The organism is Rhodococcus sp. EPR-157, assembly GCF_001647195.1.
Lineage (GTDB): Bacteria > Actinomycetota > Actinomycetes > Mycobacteriales > Mycobacteriaceae > Rhodococcoides.
Map to the genome: position 1 here is coordinate 1 of NZ_LVCV01000406.1, position 3,600 is coordinate 3,600.

2 protein-coding genes are annotated in these 3,600 nt (G+C 63.7%); one reads left to right on the forward strand and one right to left on the reverse strand.

Annotated features, from left to right (window positions below):
- Positions 1-392 precede the first annotated feature (392 nt).
- Positions 393-1,946, forward strand: coding sequence for a succinic semialdehyde dehydrogenase (locus tag A2J03_RS18880; RefSeq protein ID WP_068376995.1), 1,554 nt, complete (start codon positions 393-395; stop codon positions 1,944-1,946).
- A 269-nt stretch (positions 1,947-2,215) separates the two neighbouring features.
- Here the strand turns inward: A2J03_RS18880 and A2J03_RS18885 are convergent.
- On the reverse strand, positions 2,216-3,600 hold a 1,385-nt coding region (locus A2J03_RS18885), incomplete at its 5' end, for an MFS transporter (RefSeq protein ID WP_068376998.1).

Genomic DNA, 3,600 nt, shown 5'->3' on the forward strand with positions numbered 1-3,600 from the left:
ATTATGCGCTGCCTCAAACGTGCCATAGCCCGCGAAGTATTCGGCCTACTTGCACACCCACAACACGGTTGACAAACATAGGAGCATCATTCGCTGCGGTTCGGCGCTCGCCGCCAAGTGACCGAAAGAGACATTCGCTGCGGTTCGGCGCTCGCCGCGCGGGTTCCAGCGCACGCGCGGGTTGCAACGCGTGCGTGGGCTGCAACGTGCGCGTTCGGGGGCGGGGGTGATCGAAAGAGACATTCGCTGCGGCAGGGCGTCGCCACCAAGTGACCGAAAGAGACATTCGGTGCGGTCCGAGGGGCCGAACAACCGAACGACTCTGTGATCCCAGCCACCGAGGGGGTAGGTTGTCTGTAACTCCAAGAACTACTCACCAGTAGGGGTATGAAATGCCAGCTCCGAGCGCTGCGACCTTCTCGCGGCTCGCCGACTTGATTGCCATTGCGGACGCCGATGCCCGGCCGACGAAGACCATCACGGAGGTGTTCACCGGCAAGGAGCTCGCTACCATCCCCGTCGGCACCGCTGAGGACGTCGACGACGCCATCGCCCGCGCGCGCGTCGCACAGAAGGCGTGGGCCAAGCGTTCGGTCGCGGATCGCGCGGAGATCTTCCATCGCTACCGCGATCTTGTGCTCGCACACCGCGACGAACTGATGGACATGGCGCAGGCCGAGACCGGCAAGTCCCGCTCTGCTGCGCAGGAGGAAGTGCTCGACATCGCGATGACGTCGCGGCACTACGCCCGCACCGCGGCCAAACTGCTCGCACCCAAGCGCGTGACCGGCATGCTTCCGGTCTTGACGAAGACCACCGTGAGGTACCAGCCGAAGGGCATCGTCGGCATAATCTCGCCGTGGAACTACCCGATGACCCTCGCGGTGTCCGACGCCATTCCGGCGCTGCTTGCCGGCAACGGCGTCGTTCTCAAGCCTGATTCCCAGACGCCCTACTGTGCCCTCGCCGTCGTCGAACTGTTGTACAAAGCGGGTCTGCCGCGGGACTTGTTCGCTGTCGTGCCGGGACCGGGAACTGTCGTCGGAACCGCGATCGTCGAAAACACCGAGTACGTCATGTTCACCGGTTCCACCGCTACCGGGCAGCTGCTCGCCGAGCAGGCCGGTCGCCGACTGATCGGGTTCTCCGCTGAGCTCGGTGGGAAGAACGCCATGATCGTCGCCGACGGCGCAAACCTCCGCGAAGTGTCCGACGCCGCAGTGCGCGCCTGCTTCTCCAATTCCGGTCAGCTCTGCATCTCGATCGAACGGATCTATGTCGAGCAGTCCATCGCCGCTGAGTTCACCGCGAAGTTCGGTGAGCGTGTGCGCAATATGACGCTCGGCTCGGACTACGAGTTCGGCATCGAGATGGGCAGCCTGATTTCCGAGAACCAGGTCAAGGTCATTTCTGCGCACGTCGACGACGCGAAGGTGAAGGGCGCCACGGTCGTCGCTGGAGGACACGCGCGTCCCGACATCGGCCCGCTGTTCTTCGAGCCAACTGTGCTGACCGGGGTGTCTGCAGACATGGAGTGTGCCGCCGAAGAAACTTTCGGGCCACTGGTGTCGATCTACCCTGTCGCCGACGTCGAGGAAGCGATCGCCAAGGCCAACGACACCGAGTACGGGCTCAATGCCAGCGTCTGGGCCAAGACCAAAGCGCAAGGTGAAGCCATCGCGGCGCGTCTGCACTCGGGAACCGTCAACGTCGACGAGGGCTACGCGCCTGCGTGGGGAACGACGGCCGCGCCGATGGGCGGCATGGGTGTATCCGGAATGGGTCGCCGCCACGGTGCCGACGGTTTGCTCAAGTACGCCGAGTCGCAGACCATTGCTACGACGCGGCTGCTCAACCTCGGCGGGCCGCGCGGACTTCCGCCGAAATTGTGGGCGAAGATCATGCCGCCGTTCGTGAAGGCGCTCAAGTACATTCCAGGACGGTAGGTTCGTTCGTCCGGGGGTGCTCGGGCTCCCTCCCAGGTGACCGAATGAGACAGTCGCTCCCTCCCAGGTGACCGAATGAGACATTCGCTCAACCCAGGCGACCGAATCAGACATTCGCACACTCTGAGTGACCTGAACAGACATTCGCTCCCGCCAAGTGACCGAAACAGACTGTCCGACAACCCCGACAACCCCGACAACCCCGACAACCCCGCGAAACCACTGATGGCCCGCGCACGATTGTGTGCGGGCCATCGGTGTCGGCGAACCTAGTTGACGCTGTGGGCCGAGTTGACGCTGTGGCCCGAGTTCGCGAAATGCTGGTGCGGATCGGGAACGTGCGCGTCACCGAGAACCCGTGCGATCTGGTCTTCGCTGAGCCCGAGGCGTCGGAGCCTCTCGCACACCGCGTCGAAGTCGAGCATCTTGGCGTCGAGTTCGGTTTGGAGTGCGACGACCTCGCTGCGGATGGCTTCCGCTTCGTCGAGTGCTTCGAGGGTGTCCTTCGGCTCCGGCAACAGAATGTTCAGCAGTCGATCGCGTGCGTCGGTGCTGAGTCCTTCGAAGGGAGCCGAACCTGCGGGCGCTTCGTGCCTGCCGATGACCTCGTTCGGCTCGTCGAGCTCGGCCGCAACGTATTCGCGGTCCTTGCCGAACGACGGGATCTCGGCGGTCTGTTCGCCTTCGGCGGGGCCTTGAGCGAAGTCGATCGTCTTGCGCAGCGGGCGGTCCGGGATGAAGACCACTGCGATGAGCGTGACGATGGCGACGAATCCTGCGATGAGGAAGATGCGTCCCGTGGCGTCGCCGTACGCGGTACGGATGACCGCGAGTACCGGTGCGGGCAGCGACGACAGGTCGAGCGATCCGCCGCCACCTCCCGCACTGTTCACGCCGAGCTCGGCGAGGCCTGCTGCGGACTTGTCGGCGACGCGGGTTGCGAGGAGTGATCCGAGAACCGAGACGCCGATCGCGCCACCGAAGGTGCGGAAGAATGCGACGGTCGATGATGCTGCGCCGATGTTGTGCACACTGACCGTGTTCTGCACTGCGAGAACGAGGTTCTGCATCAGCATGCCGGTTCCGAGCCCGACGATGGTGATGAAGACGCCGACGGTCCACAGGCTCGTCGCGTGGTCGATCGTTCCCAGCAGCAGGAATCCGATGACAAGCAGCACCGATCCGGTCACGATGAACGGCTTCCACTTACCGAACTTGGTGATGAGCTGGCCCGATCCGACCGATGCGACGAGCATGCCGAATACCAGTGGGATGGACAGCAATCCGGCCTCGGTGGGGGAGTATCCACGCGCGGTCTGGAAGTACTGGCCGAGGAAGGTGGTAGCTCCGAACAGGCCGACACCGACTGCGATGGACGCGATGATGGCCAAGCCGGTCGTACGCTCGGTGACGATCTTCAGTGGGATGATCGGCGACTTGTGCCGGGCCTCGACGATGACCGTGAGGACGAGAAGCAGTACGCCGCCGCCGACGAGGTACGCCGTTTCACGCGAGAGCCATGCGTAGTAGTCGGCCTTACCTGCGAACGAAACCCACACCAGAAGAACGGACACGCCGGCGGTGAGCAGCAGTGCGCCGAGCCAGTCGATGGAGACGTTCTCTTTGCGCTCGGTCTTGATGTGGAGCGTCTTCT

Excerpts from the sequence above, each read along its gene's own strand:
- A2J03_RS18880 (WP_068376995.1), top strand. The coding sequence starts at position 393 with ATGCCAGCTCCGAGCGCTGCGACCTTCTCGCGGCTCGCCGACTTGATT.